Annotated in this window: 15 protein-coding genes; 4 read left to right on the top strand and 11 right to left on the bottom strand. The window is 70.7% G+C overall.

Features of this window, described 5'->3' with window-relative positions; translation table 11 throughout:
- Window positions 1-3: 3 nt before the first annotated feature.
- From tal to pgl, 4 genes are read left to right on the top strand one after another with little or no spacing between them, the layout of a single operon-like run.
- Complete coding sequence (gene tal / locus ACFZCY_RS08485) at window positions 4-1122, top strand: transaldolase (protein ID WP_391170228.1); 1119 nt, start codon at window positions 4-6, stop codon at window positions 1120-1122.
- A gap of 4 nt (window positions 1123-1126) precedes the next feature.
- Window positions 1127-2653, top strand: coding sequence for a glucose-6-phosphate dehydrogenase (gene zwf / locus ACFZCY_RS08480; protein ID WP_361483390.1), 1527 nt, complete (start codon window positions 1127-1129; stop codon window positions 2651-2653).
- A complete protein-coding gene (gene opcA / locus ACFZCY_RS08475; RefSeq protein WP_391170227.1) occupies window positions 2650-3861 on the top strand; it encodes a glucose-6-phosphate dehydrogenase assembly protein OpcA in 1212 nt (403 codons plus the stop codon). The genes zwf and opcA overlap by 4 nt, the downstream gene beginning before the upstream one ends.
- Window positions 3858-4640, top strand: coding sequence for a 6-phosphogluconolactonase (gene pgl, locus ACFZCY_RS08470; protein WP_391170226.1), 783 nt, complete (start codon window positions 3858-3860; stop codon window positions 4638-4640). The genes opcA and pgl overlap by 4 nt, the downstream gene beginning before the upstream one ends.
- Before the next feature lie 76 nt (window positions 4641-4716).
- Here the strand turns inward: pgl and pgi are convergent, their stop codons facing one another.
- From pgi to uvrC, 11 genes are all read right to left on the bottom strand, one after another.
- Window positions 4717-6369 carry a glucose-6-phosphate isomerase gene (gene pgi / locus ACFZCY_RS08465; RefSeq protein ID WP_391170440.1) on the bottom strand — a complete coding sequence of 551 codons (1653 nt, stop codon included), beginning with the start codon at window positions 6367-6369 and terminating at the stop codon, window positions 4717-4719.
- Window positions 6370-6532: 163 nt separating this feature from the next.
- The gene (locus ACFZCY_RS08460) at window positions 6533-6868 is read right to left on the bottom strand and encodes an RNA polymerase-binding protein RbpA (RefSeq protein ID WP_009718803.1); all 336 of its coding nucleotides are present in this window, start codon (window positions 6866-6868) and stop codon (window positions 6533-6535) included.
- A 218-nt stretch (window positions 6869-7086) separates the two neighbouring features.
- Window positions 7087-7314: a preprotein translocase subunit SecG gene (secG, locus tag ACFZCY_RS08455; RefSeq protein WP_039942143.1), complete on the bottom strand. Its 228-nt coding sequence runs from the start codon at window positions 7312-7314 to the stop codon at window positions 7087-7089.
- A gap of 129 nt (window positions 7315-7443) precedes the next feature.
- On the bottom strand, window positions 7444-8220 hold the full coding sequence (gene tpiA / locus ACFZCY_RS08450) for a triose-phosphate isomerase (RefSeq protein ID WP_391170225.1): 777 nt from the start codon (window positions 8218-8220) through the stop codon (window positions 7444-7446).
- A 6-nt stretch (window positions 8221-8226) separates the two neighbouring features.
- Window positions 8227-9429: a phosphoglycerate kinase gene (locus tag ACFZCY_RS08445; protein WP_391170224.1), complete on the bottom strand. Its 1203-nt coding sequence runs from the start codon at window positions 9427-9429 to the stop codon at window positions 8227-8229.
- Between the two features lie 81 nt (window positions 9430-9510).
- Window positions 9511-10515 (bottom strand): type I glyceraldehyde-3-phosphate dehydrogenase, encoded by a 1005-nt coding sequence (gene gap / locus ACFZCY_RS08440; RefSeq protein WP_391170223.1) that lies wholly within the window; start codon window positions 10513-10515, stop codon window positions 9511-9513.
- A gap of 175 nt (window positions 10516-10690) precedes the next feature.
- Window positions 10691-13645 carry a M14 family zinc carboxypeptidase gene (locus ACFZCY_RS08435; protein WP_391170222.1) on the bottom strand — a complete coding sequence of 985 codons (2955 nt, stop codon included), beginning with the start codon at window positions 13643-13645 and terminating at the stop codon, window positions 10691-10693.
- 207 nt (window positions 13646-13852) lie between these two features.
- Window positions 13853-14842, bottom strand: coding sequence for a DNA-binding protein WhiA (gene whiA, locus ACFZCY_RS08430; RefSeq protein ID WP_055554275.1), 990 nt, complete (start codon window positions 14840-14842; stop codon window positions 13853-13855).
- Window positions 14833-15852 (bottom strand): uridine diphosphate-N-acetylglucosamine-binding protein YvcK, encoded by a 1020-nt coding sequence (gene yvcK / locus ACFZCY_RS08425; RefSeq protein WP_391170221.1) that lies wholly within the window; start codon window positions 15850-15852, stop codon window positions 14833-14835. The genes whiA and yvcK overlap by 10 nt, the downstream gene beginning before the upstream one ends.
- The gene (gene rapZ / locus ACFZCY_RS08420; protein ID WP_199831033.1) at window positions 15849-16784 is read right to left on the bottom strand and encodes an RNase adapter RapZ; all 936 of its coding nucleotides are present in this window, start codon (window positions 16782-16784) and stop codon (window positions 15849-15851) included. Before rapZ ends, yvcK begins: the two co-directional genes overlap by 4 nt.
- Window positions 16781-18904 (bottom strand): excinuclease ABC subunit UvrC, encoded by a 2124-nt coding sequence (uvrC, locus tag ACFZCY_RS08415; RefSeq protein ID WP_391170220.1) that lies wholly within the window; start codon window positions 18902-18904, stop codon window positions 16781-16783. The genes rapZ and uvrC overlap by 4 nt, the downstream gene beginning before the upstream one ends.
- Window positions 18905-18919 lie beyond the last annotated feature (15 nt).

The following is an 18919-nucleotide window of genomic DNA, read 5'->3' as shown; positions in this document are numbered from 1 at the left end:
CCCATGACAGACGCACTCAAGCGGCTGGCCGACGAAGGCGTCGCGATCTGGCTCGACGACCTCTCCCGGAAGCGGATCACCTCCGGCAATCTCGCCGAACTGATCGACCAGCAGCATGTCGTCGGCGTCACCACCAACCCGTCGATCTTCCAGAAGGCGATCTCCGGCGGCGACGGTTACGAGCAGCAGCTCACCGATCTCGCGGCCCGCAAGGTCACCGTCGAGGAAGCCGTCCGGATGATCACCACCGCGGACGTCCGGGACGCCGCCGACATCCTGCGCCCGGTCCACGACGCGACCGGCGGGCAGGACGGCCGGGTCTCCATCGAGGTCGACCCGCGGCTGGCCCACAACACGACGGCCACCATCGCCGAGGCCAAGCAGCTCGCCTGGCTGGTGGACCGCCCGAACACCTTCATCAAGATCCCGGCCACCCAGGCGGGCCTTCCGGCCATCACCGAGGTGATCGGCCTGGGCATCAGCGTCAACGTCACGCTGATCTTCTCCCTGGAGCGCTACCGCGCGGTCATGGACGCGTACCTGACCGGTCTGGAGAAGGCCAAGGCGGCCGGTCTCGACATCTCCAAGATCCACTCGGTGGCGTCCTTCTTCGTGTCCCGGGTGGACACCGAGATCGACAAGCGCATCGACAAGCAGGGCACCGACGAGGCCAAGGCGCTGCGCGGCAAGGCCGCCATCGCCAACGCCCGGCTGGCCTTCCAGGCGTACGAGGAGGTCTTCGGCTCCGACCGCTGGGCCGCCCTGGACCGCGCGAACGCCAACAAGCAGCGTCCGCTGTGGGCCTCGACCGGCGTCAAGGACCCGGCCTACAAGGACACCCAGTACGTCGACGAGCTGGTCGCCCCGGGCACCGTCAACACGATGCCGGAAGCCACCCTCGACGCGGTCGCCGACCACGGCGAGATCAAGGGCAACACCGTGGCCGGTGGCTACGAGCAGGCCAAGGCCGACATCGAGGCCCTGGCCTCCATCGGCATCTCGTACGACGAGGTCGTACAGCTTCTGGAGGACGAGGGCGTCGAGAAGTTCGAGACGTCCTGGAACGACCTGCTGAAGTCCACTGAGGCGGAGCTGAACCGCCTCGCACCGTCGGAGGCGTGAAACCTTGACCACCAGCAGCAATCCGCTGCGTGACCCGAAGGACCGGCGGCTCCCGCGCATCGCGGGGCCGTCCGGCCTGGTCATCTTCGGGGTCACGGGTGACCTGTCCCGCAAGAAGCTGATGCCCGCCGTCTACGACCTGGCCAACCGCGGCCTGCTGCCGCCGGGCTTCTCGCTCGTCGGCTTCGCCCGCCGCGACTGGGAGCACGAGGACTTCGCCCAGGTCGTCCACGACGCGGTGAAGGAACACGCGCGGACCCCGTTCCGCGAGGAGGTCTGGCAGCAGCTCGCCGAGGGATTCCGCTTCGTACCCGGGGAATTCTCCGACGATGAGGCGTTCGCCAAGCTGAAGGCGACCATAGAGGAGCTGGACAAGGCCCGCGGCACCGGCGGCAACTTCGCCTTCTACCTCTCCGTGCCGCCCAAGTTCTTCCCCAACGTGGTGCAGCAGCTCAAGAAGCACGGGCTGTCCGACGGGCAGAACCACTCCTGGCGGCGCGCCGTCATCGAGAAGCCCTTCGGCCACGACCTGAAGAGCGCCCAGGAGCTGAACCAGGTCGTCCACGAGGTCTTCCGGCCCAGCGACGTCTTCCGGATCGACCACTACCTGGGCAAGGAGACGGTCCAGAACATCCTGGCGCTGCGCTTCGCCAACACCATGTTCGAGCCGCTGTGGAACCGTAGCTACGTCGACCACGTACAGATCACCATGGCCGAGGACATCGGCATCGGCGGCCGCGCCGGCTACTACGACGGCATCGGCGCCGCCCGTGACGTCATCCAGAACCACCTGCTCCAGCTGCTCGCCCTGACCGCCATGGAGGAGCCCGCCTCCTTCGACGCCAAGGCGCTGGTCACCGAGAAGCTGAAGGTCCTCACCGCCGTCAAACTGCCGCGCGAACTGGGCAAGCACACCGTGCGCGGCCAGTACGCGCACGGCTGGCAGGGCGGCGAGGAGGTGCGCGGCTACCTCGAAGAAGACGGCATCGACTCGCAGTCCAAGACCGACACCTACGCCGCGGTCAAGCTGGAGATCGACAACCGCCGCTGGGCGGGCGTCCCGTTCTACCTGCGCACCGGCAAGCGGCTGGGGCGCCGGGTCACCGAGATCGCCGTCGTCTTCCAGCGCGCCCCGCACTCCCCCTTCGACGCCACCGACACCCAGGAGCTGGGGCAGAACGCCCTGGTCATCCGGGTGCAGCCGGACGAGGGCGTCACCATCCGGTTCGGCTCCAAGGTGCCCGGCACCTCCATGGAGATCCGCGACGTGACGATGGACTTCCAGTACGGCGAGTCCTTCACCGAGTCCAGCCCCGAGGCGTACGAGCGGCTGCTGCTCGACGTCCTGCTGGGCGACGCGAACCTCTTCCCGCGCCACCAGGAGGTGGAGGAGTCCTGGCGGATCCTCGACCCGATCGAGGAGTACTGGGAGAAGCACGGGAAGCCCGAGCAGTACACGGCCGGAACCTGGGGGCCGAAGGCCGCGGACGAGATGCTCGCACGAGACGGACGGAGCTGGCGGCGGCCATGAACATCGATCTCACGGACACCACGTCCAGCCGGATCAACTCCGCTCTGGTCCAGGCACGCCGGGCCACCGGCACTCCGGCCGTGGGCATGGTGCTCACCCTCGTCATCGTCACCGACGAGGGCAACCACTACGACGCGCTGAAGGCCGCGAGCGAGGCCTCCAAGGAGCACCCCTCGCGCATCCTGGTCGTCATCAAGCGGCCGGGCCGCTCGCCGCGCGACCGCAAGATGGCCCGGATGGACGCCGAGGTCCGGGTCGGCGGCGAGACCGGCACCGGTGAGACGGTCCTGCTGCGGCTCCACGGCGAACTGGCCAACCACGCCTACTCGGTGGTCCTGCCGCTGCTGCTGCCGGACGCCCCGGTCGTGGTGTGGTGGCCCGAGGACGCCCCGGAGCACCCCGCCAAGGACCTGCTGGGCCAGCTGGCCCAGCGCCGCATCACCGACGCCCAGGCCACCGAGGACCCGGTCGCCACGCTGGGCCTGCGGGCCGAGACGTACACCCCGGGCGACACCGACCTGGCGTGGACCCGGATCACCCCGTGGCGCAGTGTGCTGGCGGCCGCGCTGGACCAGAAGCACTCGAAGATCACTTCCGCGGTCGTCGAGGGCGAGGCGTACAACCCGAGCAGCGAACTGCTCGCGCTGTGGCTCGCCGAGCGGCTGCGGGTCCCGGTCGACCGGCAGGTCTCCGAGGGCCCGGGGCTGACCGCGGTGCGGCTGGAGACGGCCGACGGCGTGATCTGCCTGGACCGGGCCGACGGCGCGCTGGCCGAGCTGGCGATGCCGGGCCAGCCGGACCGGCACGTCGCGCTGCAGCGGCGGGAGATGTCGGAGCTGATCGCCGAGGAGCTGCGCCGGCTCGACCCGGACGAGATGTACGCGATCTCGGTGAAGTTCGGCGTGAACAAGCTGAACGGCGGCGGTACGGCCCAGCACGACCCGGCCCCCGCCGGGACCGCGGCGGCCACCTCGTCCGGCGGCACGGCCACCGCGACCGCCGAGGCGCCGCGCGAGGCGCCGGCGCCGCCCCGGCCGCCGCTGCCGACGCGCGACCCGGGCACGGCTCCGTCCCCGACGAACACCCCCGCCCCGCCGCAGGCCCCGCCGGCTCCGAAGCCCTCGGACCTGAAGCCGGGCGGCAAGCCGGAGGGAAAGCCCGGCGGGAACGGCGGGAGTGGCGGGAACGGCGGAAAGGCGGACAAGTGACCGCCCCGCAGGTCGTCGTCCACCGCGACAAGGAGCTGATGGCCCAGGCGGCCGCGGCCCGGCTGATCACGAAGATCGTCGACGCCCAGGCCGCCCGGGGCTCCGCCTCCGTCGTGCTGACCGGCGGCCGCAACGGCAACGGCCTGCTGGCGGCCCTCGCCACGTCCCCCGCGCGCGACGCGGTGGACTGGTCCCGGCTGGACCTGTGGTGGGGCGACGAGCGGTTCCTGCCGGACGGCCACCCGGACCGCAACGTCACCCAGGCCCGGGAGGCGCTGCTGGACGCGGTGGATCTGGACCCGGCGCGGGTGCATCCCATGCCCGCCTCCGACGGCCCGTACGGCGGCGATGTGGAGGCCGCCGCGGAGGCGTACGGCATCGAGCTGGGCCGCGCCGCACGGCCGGAGAACCACGGCGCGGCACCGTCCTTCGACGTCATGCTGCTGGGCGTCGGCCCGGACACCCATGTGGCCTCGCTCTTCCCCGAGCTGCCCGCCGTCCGGGAGACCGAGCGGATGGTGGTCGCGGTGCGCGGCGCACCCAAGCCGCCGCCCACCCGGGTCTCGCTGACCCTGCCCGCGATCCGCGCGGCGCGGGAGGTGTGGCTGCTGGCCGCCGGTGAGGACAAGGCGAAGGCGGTGACCATCGCCCTGTCGGGGGCCGGGGAGATCCAGGCCCCCGCGGCGGGCGCCTACGGCCGCAGCCGCACGCTGTGGCTGCTGGACCGGGCGGCGGCGAGCGGTCTGCCGCGCGAGCTGTACCCACCGGCCTCGCCGTAGGCGCTGTCCGGCGGCGATCCCCCGTGCGCTCGGGTGCGCACGGGGGATCGCCGCTTTCGGAGGCTGCTTCAGTGCCTCAGCGGCCGCGCAGCGAGCGGTACGTGGCGACGAGAGCGGCCGTCGAGGCGTCGAGCCCCGGCACCTCGGCGCCCTCGGTCAGCGCGGGCTCGACCCGCTTGGCGAGCACCTTGCCCAGCTCGACGCCCCACTGGTCGAAGGAGTCGATGTTCCAGATGGCGCCCTGGACGAACACCTTGTGCTCATAGAGCGCGATCAGCTGGCCGAGCACGGACGGGCTCAGCTCGGCGGCCAGGATGGTGGTGGTGGGGCGGTTGCCCTGGAAGGTCTTGTGCGGCACCAGCTCCGGGGCCACGCCCTCGGCGGCCACCTCTTCCGGGGTCTTGCCGAACGCCAGCGCCTGCCCCTGGGCGAAGAGGTTGGCCATCAGCAGATCGTGCTGGGCGACCAGCCCGGGCCGCAGGTCGTCCACCGGCTTGGCGAAGCCGATCAGGTCGGCCGGGATCAGCTTGGTGCCCTGGTGGAGCAGCTGGTAGTAGGCGTGCTGGCCGTTGGTGCCGGGGGTGCCCCAGACCACCGGGCCGGTCTGCCAGCCGACCGGGTCGCCCTCCCGGTCCACCGACTTGCCGTTGGACTCCATGTCCAGCTGCTGGAGGTAGGCGGTGAACTTGGACAGGTAGTGGCTGTAGGGCAGGACGGCGTGCGCCTGGGCGTCGTGGAAGTCGCCGTACCAGACGCCCAGCAGGCCGAGCAGCAGCGGTACGTTCCGCTCCGGCGGGGCGGTGGTGAAGTGCTCGTCCACCAGATGGAATCCGGCCAGCATCTCGCGGAAGCAGTCCGGGCCGATGGCGACCATCAGGGAGAGGCCGATCGCCGAGTCGTAGGAATACCGCCCGCCGACCCAGTCCCAGAACTCGAACATGTTGTCCGTGTTGATGCCGAACTCGGAGACCTTCTCCGCGTTGGTCGAGACCGCCACGAAGTGCTTCGCGACGGCCTCCTCACCGGCCCCGAGCCCGCTCAGCAGCCATTCGCGGGCGGAGACGGCGTTGGTGATGGTCTCGATGGTGGTGAAGGTCTTGGAGGCGACGATGAACAGCGTCTCCGCCGGGTCCAGGTCGCGCACCGCCTCGTGGAGATCGGCGCCGTCCACGTTGGAGACGAAGCGGAAGACCAGCTCGCGGTCGGTGTAGGCGCGCAGCGCCTCGTACGCCATGGCCGGGCCCAGGTCGGAGCCGCCGATGCCGATGTTGACGATGTTCTTGATGGGCTTGCCGGTGTGGCCGTGCCAGTCCCGGGCCCGGATGCGGTCGGCGAACACGCTCATCTTGGTGAGGACCGCGTGCACCTCGGGGACGACGTCCTCGCCGTCCACCGTGATGACCGCCGAGTGGGGCGCGCGCAGCGCGGTGTGGAGCACCGCGCGGTTCTCGGTCGTGTTGATCTTCTCGCCGCGGAACATCGCGTCCCGCAGCGCGGTCACTCCGGTAGCCCCTGCCAGCTCCCGCAGCAACCGCAGCGTCTCGTCCGTCACCAGGTGCTTGGAGTAGTCGACGTGGAGATCGCCGACCTGGAGCGTGAGCCTGCTCGCGCGCTCGGGGTCGTTCGCGAACAGCTCGCGCAGATGCGCGTCGCCCAGCGCCTTGCGGTGCTCGGCCAGTGCGTTCCACTCCGGCAGCTGATCGAGCCTGGTGCGGCCTTCTGCGTTCATCTCGGACATCAGCCCACTTCTCATCGGTGCCTGGCCCCCGTTGTCCACCAACCTAATTGACCGTAGCCCGCGGCACTGACAACGGCCCGGCCGGGCACCCCCGTAGGGTGCCCGGCCGGGCCGTCGTCACGCGCTGTCGCTGGGGTCCGGGCCGCGGTCCGGCTCAGATCTCGCCACGGAGCTTGGCGAGCGCCTCGGCGAGGATCGCCTCGCCGTCGGCGTCGCTGCGCCGCTCCCGCACATAGGCGAGGTGGGTCTTGTACGGCTCGGTGCGGGGCGGGTCCGGCGGGTTGTCCCGGTCCTTGCCGGCCGGGAAGCCACAGCGGGGGCAGTCCCACGTGTCCGGGATCTGCGCGTCGCTGGCAAAGCTCGGCACGGTCTCGTGCCCGTTCGAGCACCAGAAGGAGATGCGCAGGCGCGGCGCCGATTCGCCTCGCTCGGCTTCTCCCATCGGCCCCGCTCCGACCCGACTTCCACGGATCGCGTTGCCACTTGCCACGGTCGTAACTCCCTGCGTGATGGTGCCGCGAAGCATCGAAATGGCGGCCCCGCTGCCCGGCGCCCCAGTCTACGAAAGGCCCAACGCGCGTCCATCGACAGGAGTTACACCCGCCCTTGAGGACGCCACCCCCATGATAGGCCGCGAATCGGCCGCACTGACGACGGTACGTCAGTTATCGGGCCGGAATCGGGCCTCGACAGCACTTCGGTCGAACGTCAGTCGAGCTTCATCAACAACCCGAGCACGACGATGACGACGAACCACAGCAACCCGACCACGATGGTGATGCGGTCCAGGTTGCGCTCAGCGACCGAAGAGCCACCGACGGAGGACTGCATTCCGCCACCGAACATGTCGGACAGACCCCCGCCCTTCCCCTTGTGCATGAGCACCAGCATCATCATCAAAAGGCTCAAGATGATGAGGGCGATCGAAAACCCCATGATCACAGCTGGACCAACTCTCTCGGGCTCGTTACGGACGGTTTATTACGGGAGACGGGGGCCGGGGAGGCACGAAACGCGCCACCACGACCCCCGACAGAGTACGACGAGGCTCGGCTCAGGGCCTACTCACTGGTCGCGGAAACGAACGATCTTGACGAATTCGTCGGCGTCCAGCGCCGCGCCGCCGATCAGGGCGCCGTCCACGTCCGGCTGCGCCATGATCGCCGCCACGTTCCCGGACTTCACCGAGCCGCCGTACTGGATCCGGACCTTGTCGGCCAGCTCCTGGCTGTACAGCTCGGCCAGCCGGGCGCGGATGGCCCCGCAGACCTCCTGGGCGTCCTCGGGGGTGGCGACCTCGCCGGTGCCGATCGCCCAGACCGGCTCGTACGCGATCACGATGGTCTCGGCCTGCTCGGCCGGGACGTCCTTGAGGGCGCCGTCCAGCTGCGCGAGGGTGTGCGCGACCTGGTTGCCCGCCTTGCGGACGTCCAGGCCCTCGCCCACGCACAGGATGGGGGTGAGGTCGTTCCGGAAGGCCGCCTTGACCTTGCCGTTGCAGATCTCGTCGGTCTCGGCGTGGTACTGGCGGCGCTCCGAGTGGCCGATGGCCACATAGGTGCACTTCAGCTTGGAGAGCATCGGCCCGGAGATCTCGCCGGTGTACGCGCCGGAGTCGTGCGCGGAGAGGTCCTGGGCGCCATACTTGATCTTCAGCTTGTCGCCGTCGACCAGGGTCTGCACCGACCGCAGATCGGTGAAGGGCGGCAGAACCGCGACCTCGACGGCCTCGTAGTCCTTGTCGGCGAGCGCGAAGGCGAGCTTCTGGACGTGGGCGATGGCCTCGAGGTGGTTGAGGTTCATCTTCCAGTTGCCCGCCATCAGCGGGGTGCGGTCACTCACGGTTGTTCAGTCCTCCAGTGCGGCGAGGCCGGGGAGCGTCTTGCCCTCGAGGTATTCGAGGCTTGCACCGCCGCCGGTCGAGATATGGCCGAAAGCGGACTCGTCGAAGCCCAGGATGCGGACGGCCGCGGCGGAGTCGCCGCCGCCCACCACGGTGAAGGCCGGGCTGTCGAGGAGCGCCTGGGCCACGGCCTTGGTGCCGTCGGCGTAGTCGGGGTGCTCGAAGACGCCCATCGGGCCGTTCCAGAAGACGGTGGCCGTGTCGGCGAGCTTCGAGGCGTACAGCTTGCGGGTGTCCGGACCGATGTCCAGCCCCTCCAGATCGGCCGGGATGGCGTCCGCGGAGACGACCTGCGGATGCGCCGGAGCCTTGGTCTTGAGGTCCGGGAAGCCGTCCGCCGCGAGGACGTCGACCGGCAACACGAACTCCACGCCGCGCTCCTCCGCCCGCCGCAGGTAGTCCCGGACGACCGGAACCTGGTCCTCCTGGAGCAGCGACTTGCCGACCTCGTGGCCCTGGGCCTTGAGGAAGGTGTACGCCATGCCGCCGCCGATCAGGATGCGGTCGGCCTTCTCCAGCAGGTGGTCGATGACGCCGAGCTTGTCGGAGACCTTGGCGCCGCCGAGGACCACCGCGTACGGCCGCTGGACGTCCTCGGTGAGCTTCTTGAGGACGCCGACCTCGGTGGCGATCAGCCCGCCCGCGGCGTGCGGCAGCCGCGCCGGGAGGTCGTACACGGAGGCGTGCTTGCGGTGCACCGCGCCGAAGCCGTCGCCCACGTAGAGGTCGGCGAGGGCGGCGAGCCGATCGGCGAACGCGCCGCGCTCGGCGTCGTCCTTGCTCGTCTCACCGGCGTTGAAGCGCAGGTTCTCCAGCAGCGCGACCTCGCCCGCGGCGAGCCCGCCGACGGCGGTCCGGGCGCTGTCGTCCACGGTGTCCGTCGCGAACGCGACCTGCTTGCCGAGGAGTTCGCCGAGCCGCTTGGCGACCGGGGCGAGCGAGAACCGCGGGTCGGGCTCGCCCTCGGGGCGGCCGAGGTGCGAGGCGACGACCACCTTGGCGCCCCGCTCCAGGAGCGTGGCGATGGTCGGCGCGACGGCGCGGATCCGGCCGTCGTCGGTGATCGTCTCGCCGTCGAGCGGGACATTGAGGTCGGCGCGGACGAAGATCCGCTTCCCGTCGACCTGGAGATCGTCAATCGTCTTCACAGAGTGACTCCTTGATCATGGCACGGGGCCCGTTACGACGTGTGCCGTAGCGGGCCCCGTTCCTCGCTCGTTGCGGCAGGGTCAGAGCTTGCCGCCGACGAAGACGGTCAGGTCGACGAGGCGGTTGGAGTAGCCCCACTCGTTGTCGTACCAGCCGACGACCTTGACCTGCTTGCCCTGGACCATGGTCAGGGAGGAGTCGAAGGTGCAGGACGCCGGCCAGTTGACGATGTCCGAGGAGACGATCGGGTCCTCGGTGTACTCCAGGACGCCCTTGAGCTGACCCTGGGCGGCCTTCTGGAAGGCGGTGTTGACCTCGTCCTTGGTGACCTCGCGGTCCAGCTCCAGCACCAGGTCGGTGACCGAGCCGGTCGGGACCGGGACGCGCATCGCGATGCCGTCCAGCTTGCCCTTCAGCTGCGGCAGGACCAGCGCGGTGGCCTTGGCGGCACCGGTGGAGGTCGGGATGATGTTCTCCGCGGCGGCGCGGGCGCGGCGCAGGTCCTTGTGCGGGAAGTCCAGGATGCGCTGGTCGTTGGTGTACGCGTGGACCGTCGTCATCATGCCCTTGACGATGCCGAAGCTCTCGTCGAGGACCTTGGCCATCGGCGCCACACAGTTCGTGGTGCAGGAGGCGTTGGAGATGACGTGGTGCTGGGCCGCGTCGTACTTGTCGTTGTTGACGCCCATCACGATCGTGATGTCCTCGTCCTTGGCGGGCGCGGAGATCAGGACCTTCTTGGCGCCCGCGGCCAGGTGCTTGGCCGCGTCGTCACGCTTGGTGAAGATGCCGGTGGACTCGACGACGATGTCGGCCCCCAGCTCTCCCCACGGAAGGGCGGCCGGGTCACGCTCGGCCATGGTCTTGAAGGTCTGGTTGCCCACCGTGATGGTGTCCTCGGTGTGGCTGACCTCGTGCTTCAGCCGTCCGAGGATGGTGTCGTACTTCAGCAGGTGCACCAGGGTGGCATTGTCGGTCAGGTCGTTGACACCGACGATCTCGATGTCCGCGCCCTGCTCCAGGAGCGCGCGGAAATAGTTGCGACCGATGCGGCCAAAGCCGTTGATGCCTACGCGGATCGTCACGAACCGATCTCCTCGTTGGTGTGCCGGTCTGGACGCCGGCGAGCTGTATGGGATGTCCCCGACCGCCTCCGACCCTACCGCTATCACGGAACGTCCGTGACATTGGCGTCGGTGGCCCAAAGACCCCCGGAAAGGGGCATGGGCCACCGATTCAGTCACGATTCGTCACACTCTGTCAACGGCGCAGCGCACGCAGCGCGCTCCCCACGAGCTTCGCCCGCTGGTCGGCGTCGCGGACGTGTTCCAGGCCGAAGCCGAGCAGCACGGTGTCCCGGGTGGTGACCGCGGCCGCGGCGCGGAACAGCTCCTTGGACCGCGTCCAGTCCGCCGCGTTGCCGGGGCTGCCCTCCGGCGGACCCGGCACCGACCAGGGGCCGAGCGCGGTCTCGAAGCCCTCGCCGTCCCGCGTGTCGCCGCCGATGACGAGCGCGGTGCCGTCGACGAACGCGCCGCGGCCGCCGGTACTCGAATCGGTGACGTAGGAGAGGGCCAGTTCGACCTTCTTGCCCGCGTAGCGGCTGAGGTCCAGGGAGACCGGCTGCCAGCCGCCGGAGGAGCCTGTGAAGCTGTTCCAGGCGCCCGTGCCGCCGCTCGCCCGGCAGCCGTCGTCGGCGGCGGTCAGGTAGTGCTTCAGGAACGGGTGCGTGGTCAGCAGGAAGCCCGCCTCGCATTCGGCCGGGACCCGGTCCGAGCCGCCGCCGTTCGCGTCGGGCAGCGTGGTCCAGTCGTCCGCGCCCGCGGTGTGCGCCTCGGCGATCACATGGTCGTATCCGGGCTCGGTGTCGTAGCTGAGCCGGAAGGTCAGGCCCGGCTTGTCCGCGGCGCTCACCCCGGTCAGGTCGACGGTGCGGGACAGCCGCATCCAGGAGCTGTTCCGGTGGACGGCGGCGGCCATCCACTCGCCCTCGTACGGCTGGTACGGGGAGCGTGCGCCGGAGTACGCGCCCGCGCCCGCGCTGTCGAACTGCGGGAAGTCCTTCGGCGGCAGCACCTCGGAGGTCACGGTGTACGCGCCCGCGGCGTCCAGGGGGTTGCCGGGCGCGTCGCCGAGCGCCGCCGAGGCGCCGTCGAGCGCCCCGCCGCCCTGGTACGCGGGCGGCGACTGCACCGTGATGCGGCCGTCGGCGCCCAGGTAGTACTGGCTGAAGTCATCGGTGTCGGCCGGGCCCACCACGGAGCTGCCGCCCGCCTGCTCACCCGTGGTGATCAGCTTGCCGCCCTCGTTGAGGAAGTCGCGCACCGCGAGCAGGGTGGCGCCGCCGGGCTTCCCGGCGCCGGTGTACCAGAGCACGGTCCTGAAGTGACCGAGCACCCCGAGCGCGGACGGCGCTCCCCTGGTCGCGACGTCCCAGACGGCCGCCTTGACGCCGTTCCGGGCGAGCGCGCCGGTGTACGCGGCGGTGTGCCGGGCCGGGGCGTCGCCGCCCTCCTCGGCGATCACCAGGGTGTCGGCGCGGGGCCGCTCGGCGACGGTGTAGGTGAACGGCTCGCTCGCGGTCCGCTCGCCGTCCTTCGTGCGGCCGGTGAACCAGACCTTCACCGTGTCGCCGGGGTCCGCGCCCCTGACCGCGGCCCGGTACTGGTCGAAGCGGAGGTTGTCCTCGCCGCCGTAGGTCTCACCGCCCTTCCAGGGCCGCAGGGACGCGGTGTGGGTACGGCCGCCGTTCACCCGGTAGTTGAGCCTCTTGCCACGCACGCTCTTGCGGGCGGTGACGGCGACGTCCTGGGCGGCGCCGCGGGCGTAGGAGGTGGTGAAGGCGTCCGGGGTGAAGTCGGGCGCGGTCATGCCGACCGGGGACGACGGCTGGTCGGGGTGCCGGGCGGTCTCGGCGACCGAGAGCGCGAAGGGGATGTTCTTGGCGAACTCCTGCTGGATCAGCTTCTCGTCGTCGGGGAAGGTGAAGACGGACGCGCAGTCGCGCGGCTGCCAGGCGTCGTCGGGGTCGGCATTGGACGCGGTCTGACAGGTCGACATCTCCGGGGTGAACATCATCATCCCGTTGACGTTGGCCGCGTGGCCGTCGGCCTCGCCGTTGGTGGTGTACAGCTCCGAGGACACCTGCGGGTGGTAGCCGGGGATCGCGGAGTGCTCGGGGGTACCGGCGAGCGCCTTGTAGAGCACGTCGTCGGGGGTGGGGGTGGCGACCTGCCAGCCGACGCCGTAGAGCAGCAGTTCGGCGGCCGAGTGGTAGTTGATGCCGTACGCGAAGCCGATGCGCTTTTCGAAGCGGTCCAGCGCCTTGGTCTCGGGCTCGGAACCGGGGGCGGGGCCGCGGTAGGTCTCGTCGGCCGGGTCGGCGGACGAGCCCTCGTTGTCGTAGCCCCACTTGTAGGGGAAGTTGCGGTTGGGGTCGACGCCGTCGCCCGGGGTGATCCTGCCGTCGCCGTTGTTGTCCCGCAGGTTCTTGCGCCACTGCCGGGTCTCGGGCCCCTTGAAGGTGTAGTCGTACCCGTCCGGGTTGGCCGAGAGGACGAACCACAGCTCGGTGCGGTCCACGATCCGGGTGACGCGGTCGTCCTTGCCGTAGCGGTCCAGGTAGTAGTGCATCAGCCGCCGGGTCATCTCCGGGGTGATCCACTCACGGGCGTGCTGGTTGGACATGTACAGCACCGACGGCTTGCTGCCGTCCCGGCTCTTGGCGGCGCCCTTGGTGAGCTTGAGCGCGAGGATGTCCTTGCCCTGGGTGGTCTTGCCGATGCTGACCACCTTGGTGAGACCGGGGTGGGCCCGGCCGGTTTCGACGATCTCCCGCTGGAGCCCTCCGTCGCCGCTGTACGGGCGGAAGACGCCGTCGCCCGCGGCCTCGACGCGGCCCAGGGTCCGCTGCGAGAGCTTCTTCTCGGTGAGCGTGACGCCCTGGCCGCGCAGGGCGGCGGCCTGAGCGCCGGTCAGATACAGCTCGACGGCCCGGGTGCCCTTCCCGGGCACCTGCCTGCCGAGCTCCGTCCCGTCCACGCCCGCCCTCAGCAGCAGCGGGACCTGGGCCCGGGTGACCTGGGCGGTCCATACGGACAGCGCCTCGCCGGCGGTGCCGGGCGCCGGTTGTGCGTGGGCGGCGGGTGTGGCGGCCAGTCCCCCCAGTAACAGTGCGCTCGCCGCGAGGATCGATCTCGCCGTGCGTCTCTTCATAAGCCCCCCTGACTGTCGTTCCGACGTGTGGGTGCAGCGACGCATAAGCCTCATGTCGGCCCATGACCATGTCAACAGCGGCTCGCGGCGATGATCCGACAATGTGACCATCTGTACGCACCGCGCCCCCGGCTCCGCACGGGGAACCGGGGGCGTGAGGCGCGGGACGCGGGGTGTGGGGCGCGGGGCGTGGGACGCGGCGGCCGGTCAGCCGACCATGCCCTCGGCCATCTCGTCGGTCAGGGTCGACTCCGTACCCGGAATGCCCAGGTCCTGGGCCCGCTTGTCGGCCATGGCGAGCAGTCTGCGGATACGGCCGGCGACGGCGTCCTTGGTCAGCGGCGGGTCGGCCAGCGCGCCCAGCTCCTCCAGCGAGGCCTGCTTGTGCTCCATGCGCAGCCGCCCGGCCGCGGCCAGGTGCTCGGGCACCTCCTCGCCCAGGATCTCCAGCGCGCGCTGCACCCGCGCGCCCGCGGCGACGGCGGCCCGCGCCGAGCGGCGCAGATTGGCGTCGTCGAAGTTGGCCAGCCGGTTGGCGGTGGCCCGCACCTCGCGGCGCATCCGCCGCTCCTCCCAGGCGAGCACCGACTCGTGCGCCCCCAGCCGCGTCAACAGCGCGCCGATGGCATCACCGTCCCGGACGACGACCCGGTCCACTCCGCGCACCTCGCGCGCCTTCGCGGCGATCTGCAGCCGGCGGGCGGCGCCGACCAGCGCCAGCGCGGCCTCCGGACCGGGGCAGGTCACCTCCAGGGAGGACGAGCGGCCGGGCTCGGTGAGCGAGCCGTGGGCGAGGAAGGCCCCGCGCCAGGCGGCCTCGGCGTCACAGGTGGCACCGGAGACGACCTGCGGCGGCAGCCCGCGGATCGGCCGGCCGCGGCCGTCGACCAGACCGGTCTGGCGGGCCAGCTGATCACCGCCCGCCACCACCCGCACCACGTACCGACTGCCGCGGCGCAAGCCCCCCGGGGCCATCACCACCAGATCGGATGAGTGCCCGAAGATCTCCAGGATGTCCTTGCGGACCCTGCGGGCCGCGATGCCCGTATCCAGCTCCGCCTCGATCACGATGCGCCCGCTCACCAGGTGCAGGCCGCCCGCGAACCGCAGGATCGCCGAGACCTCCGCTTTCCGGCAGCAGGTGCGGGTGACGGGGAGCCGGGAGATTTCGTCCTTCACCGCTGCCGTCATCGCCATGGGCCGATCCTTCCATGCATCCGAAAAATACGGTCGTACGCGGCCGCCAGAAGCTCCGGGTCGTGCTTCGGGGAACCGTCGGTCGCGGCCACCGGCGCCAGCTCGACCGTGCCGCCCAGTCGCTTCGCGGCATCGCACAGACTGCTCTGGTCGGGGACGGCGGCCTCGTCGGCCAGCACCACGTCGAAGGCGAGTTTAGGGGCGTGTCGGGCCAAAACCTCCAAATGACGCTGCGGAGAGAAGCCATCGGTTTCGCCGGGCTGCGGCGCGAGATTCAGCGAGAGCACCCGACGGGCCTTGGTGTCGGTGAGCGCCCGCAGCAGATCGGGCACCAGGAGATGCGGGATGACGGAGGAGAACCAGGAGCCGGGGCCCAGCACCACCCAGTCCGCGTCCATCACCGCCTCGACCGCCTCGGGGACCGCCGGCGGGTCGTTCGGCACCAGGTGCACCGACTGCACCTCGCCGCGGGTGAGGGCGACCGTGGCCTGCCCGGCGACCGTCGACACCTCGTCCGGGCGCGCCGGGTCATGGCCCTTGACGTACGCCTGCAGCTCCAGCGGCACCGCCGACATCGGCAGCACCCGGCCGTGCGCGCCCAGCAGCTTGCCGACCAGGTCGAGCGCGGCCACATGGTCGCCCAGCTGCTCCCACAGGGCGACGATCAGCACATTGCCGACGGCGTGTCCGTGCAGCTCCCCCTCGCTGATGAAACGGTGCTGGATGACCCGGGCCCACGTCTGGCCCCAGTCGTCGTCGCCGCACAGGGCCGCCAGCGCCTTGCGCAGATCGCCGGGCGGCAGCACCCCCAGCTCGTCCCGCAGCCGCCCGCTGGAGCCGCCGTCGTCGGCCACCGTGACCACGGCGGTCAGATCACCGGTGATCCGGCGCAGCGCGGCGAGCGAGGCGGACAGGCCCATGCCGCCGCCGAGCGCGACCACCTTGGGCTGGGCGCTGCGGCCCGTACGGGCCCCGACGAGCCGCCGCAGCCGCCCGTTACGGATCGTCACTCGCGCCCCATGTCACGGTGGACGATGACGGTCTCGACCCCTTCGGCGCCGAGCCGGGCGGCCAGCCGCTCGGACATCGCGACGCTGCGGTGCTTACCGCCGGTGCAGCCGACGGCGATCGTCACATAGCGCTTGCCCTCGCGGCGGTAGCCCGCGGCGATCAGCTGCAGCAGCTCGGCATAGCGGTCCAGGAACTCCTTGGCGCCGGGCTGGTTGAAGACATAGCCCGACACCTCCTCGTTGAGCCCGGTGAAGGGGCGCAGCTCGGGCACCCAGTGCGGGTTGGGCAGGAAGCGGCAGTCCACCACCAGGTCGGCGTCGACGGGCAGCCCGTACTTGTAGCCGAAGGACATGACGGTGGCGCGCAGCTCCGGCTCCTCCTCGCCGGCGAACTGGGCGTCCATCTTGGCGCGCAGCTCGTGCACGTTGAGGCTGGAGGTGTCGATCACCAGATCGGCGTCGCCGCGCAGCTCGCGCAGCAGATCGCGCTCGGCCGCGATGCCGTCCACGATCCGCCCGTCGCCCTGCAGCGGGTGCGGGCGGCGCACCGACTCGAAGCGGCGCACCAGGGCCTCGTCGGACGCCTCCAGGAACAGCACGCGCCGCTTGACGTTCTTGGCGGCCAGGTCCGCGAGGGATTCGCGGAGGTTGTCGAAGAAGCGGCGGCCGCGGACGTCCACCACCACCGCGATGCGGGCCACGTTGCCCTGGGAGCGGGCGCCGAGGTCCACCATGGTGGGGATCAGCGCGGGCGGCAGGTTGTCCACCACGAACCAGCCGAGGTCCTCCAGACATTTGGCGGCGGTACTGCGGCCCGCGCCGGACATGCCAGAGATGATCACCAGCTCGGGAATGGCTGCCGCCTCGGCGGACTCTCCCGTCGTGCCCGTATTCACCTGCGCTCCGTCTCCGTGGATCTCGTGCTCTGTCATGATCTCGTCCCCCGGTTCGCGGACGGCGCCGACGCTGCGGCCTCGTCCTCAATGATCTCTCCTGTGGCGGTGTTCACCGCGGGCGCGGCCGGAGCCGCCCCGGCGAGCGCCGCCGCGACCGTCTCGGCCGTCTTCCGGCCCACGCCCGGCACCTCGCATATCTGCTCGACCGTGGCGGCGCGCAACCGCTTGACGGAGCCGAAATGCTTGAGCAGGGCCTGCTTACGGCTGTCGCCGAGGCCGGGTACGGAGTCCAGCGGCCCGGCCTTCAGCGACTTGGCGCGCTTGCTGCGCTGGTAGGTGATGGCGAACCGGTGGGCCTCGTCGCGGACCCGCTGCAGCAGATACAGCCCCTCGCTGCTGCGGGGCAGCACCACCGGGTCGTCGTCGTCGGGCAGCCAGACCTCTTCCAGCCGCTTGGCGAGGCCGCAGACGGCCACGTCGTCGACGCCCAGCTCGTCCAGCGCCCGCTTGGCGGCGGCCACCTGCGGCTGCCCGCCGTCGACCACGACGAGCTGGGGCGGATACGCGAACCGCTTGGGCCGGCCGTCGTCGTCGAGGGGATTGCCCCCGCCCTCCACGGCCTCGTCGGGCTCGGCGGGGGCCTGCCGGAGGGGCTCGCCGGGGACCTGCTGGCCGGGCTCCACGGGGGCCTGCTGGGCGGGCTCCACGGGAACGTCCTGGGCGGGCTCCACGGTCTCCTCCCACTCCCCCGTCTTCTGCTTCTCCTGCAGATAGCGGCGGAAGCGGCGGCCGACGACCTCGTGCATGGAGCGGACGTCGTCCTGCCCCGCGAAGCTCTTGATCTGGAAGCGGCGGTACTCGCTCTTCCGCGCCAGCCCGTCTTCGAAGACCACCATGGACGCCACCACGTCATCGCCCTGGAGATGGGAGATGTCGAAGCACTCGATGCGCAGCGGTGCCGAGTCCAGGCCGAGCGCCTCGGCGATCTCCTCCAGGGCACGGGAGCGGGTGGTGAGGTCGGAAGCGCGCTTGGTCTTGTGCAGCGCCAGCGCCTGCTGGGCGTTGCGCTGGACCGTCGCCATCAGGTCCTTCTTGTCGCCGCGCTGCGGGATGCGCAGATCGACCCGGGAGCCCCGGCGCTCACCGAGCCACTGGGCGACCGGCTCGGCCGGGTCCGGTACGGCGGGCACCAGGACCTCCTTGGGCACGGCGTCGCCCCACTCCTCCCCGTACAGCTGCTGCAGGGCGTGCTCGACCAGGTCGGCCGTGTCGACGGCCTCGACCTTGTCGGTGACCCAGCCGCGCTGGCCGCGCACCCGGCCGCCGCGGACGTGGAAGATCTGGACGGCGGCCTCCAGCTCGTCCTCGGCGACCGCTATCAGGTCGGCGTCGGTCGCGTCGGCGAGGACGACCGCGTTCTTCTCCATGGCGCGCTTGAGCGCCCCTATGTCGTCGCGCAGCCGGGCGGCCCTCTCGTACTCCATCTCCTCCGCGGCCTCCCGCATCCGCTGCTCGAGGCGGCGGATGTAGGTGCCGGTGCGACCGGCCATGAAGTCGCAGAACTCCTCGGCGAGTTCGCGGTGCTCCTCGGCGCTGACCCGGCCGACGCAGGGGGCCGAGCACTTGCCGATGTAGCCGAGCAGACAGGGGCGGCCGATCTGGGCGGAGCGCTTGAACACCCCGGCGGAGCAGGTGCGCACGGGGAAGACCCGCAGCATCAGGTCGACGGTCTCGCGGATCGCCCAGGCATGTGCGTACGGACCGAAGTAGCGCACGCCCTTCTTCTTGGGGCCGCGCATGACCTGGACCCGGGGGAACTCCTCGTTGAGGGTCACGGCGAGCGACGGATAGCTCTTGTCGTCGCGGTACTTGACGTTGAACCGGGGATCGAACTCCTTGATCCACGAATACTCGAGCTGCAGCGCCTCCACCTCGGTGGAGACCACGGTCCACTCGACGGCGGCGGCGGTGGTGACCATGGTCCGGGTGCGCGGGTGAAGGTTCGCCAGGTCCTGGAAGTACGAGGAGAGCCGCTGGCGCAGGCTCTTCGCCTTTCCGACATAGATCACCCGGCCGTGCTCATCACGGAACTTGTAGACCCCCGGCGACTCGGGGATCTGTCCCGGCTTGGGGCGGTAGCTGCTCGGGTCGGCCATGGTCACCACCCTACT

Origin of the sequence: Streptomyces sp. NPDC007983 (assembly GCF_042958345.1) — a bacterium.
GTDB lineage: Bacteria > Actinomycetota > Actinomycetes > Streptomycetales > Streptomycetaceae > Streptomyces.
Note: the sequence above shows the minus strand (reverse complement) of the source record. Positions and strands in the feature narration are given on the sequence as shown.

What these genes read in the sequence shown, in the direction of transcription:
- tal (WP_391170228.1), top strand. Translation starts at nt 4, where the DNA reads ATGACAGACGCACTCAAGCGGCTGGCCGACGAAGGCGTCGCGATCTGG.
- opcA (WP_391170227.1), top strand. Translation starts at nt 2,650, where the DNA reads ATGAACATCGATCTCACGGACACCACGTCCAGCCGGATCAACTCCGCT.
- pgi (WP_391170440.1), bottom strand. Translation starts at nt 6,369, where the DNA reads ATGAACGCAGAAGGCCGCACCAGGCTCGATCAGCTGCCGGAGTGGAAC.
- secG (WP_039942143.1), bottom strand. Translation starts at nt 7,314, where the DNA reads ATGGGGTTTTCGATCGCCCTCATCATCTTGAGCCTTTTGATGATGATG.
- ACFZCY_RS08435 (WP_391170222.1), bottom strand. Translation starts at nt 13,645, where the DNA reads ATGAAGAGACGCACGGCGAGATCGATCCTCGCGGCGAGCGCACTGTTA.
- whiA (WP_055554275.1), bottom strand. Translation starts at nt 14,842, where the DNA reads ATGGCGATGACGGCAGCGGTGAAGGACGAAATCTCCCGGCTCCCCGTC.
- rapZ (WP_199831033.1), bottom strand. Translation starts at nt 16,784, where the DNA reads ATGACAGAGCACGAGATCCACGGAGACGGAGCGCAGGTGAATACGGGC.
- uvrC (WP_391170220.1), bottom strand. Translation starts at nt 18,904, where the DNA reads ATGGCCGACCCGAGCAGCTACCGCCCCAAGCCGGGACAGATCCCCGAG.